This is a genomic window from Flavobacterium solisilvae (genome assembly GCF_012911605.1).
GTDB lineage: Bacteria > Bacteroidota > Bacteroidia > Flavobacteriales > Flavobacteriaceae > Flavobacterium > Flavobacterium solisilvae.
This window is the reverse complement of record NZ_JAAMPT010000089.1, coordinates 1-280: the sequence shown is the minus strand read 5'-3', so window position 1 is coordinate 280 and position 280 is coordinate 1. Positions and strand designations below refer to the sequence as shown.

At 45.7% G+C, this 280-nt stretch carries 1 protein-coding gene; it reads left to right on the top strand.

The genetic code is table 11. The features are described 5' to 3' along the window. Positions 1 to 280 (top strand): DUF7507 domain-containing protein (locus G6042_RS00420; RefSeq protein WP_169522330.1); only part of this gene is annotated, 280 nt, incomplete at both ends.

The window sequence follows — 280 nt, the reverse complement described above, 5'->3', positions numbered from 1 at the left end:
GATACGATTGTTTACACTTTTACGGTAACCAATACAGGAAACGTAACTGTAAACAATTTGACAATCAATGATGCCGTAATCGGCGTATCGAACTTGATAGTAACACCAAGTACGTTAACGCCGGGACAAGTTGGAACAGCAACGGCAACGTATGCAATTACACAAGCCGACATCAACAACGGTGGAGTTCACAACATTGCAACCGCAACCGGAACAGACCCGAACAACAACCCTGTAACTGACGACTCAGAAGACCCGACACCAATCGACCCTTCAAGTC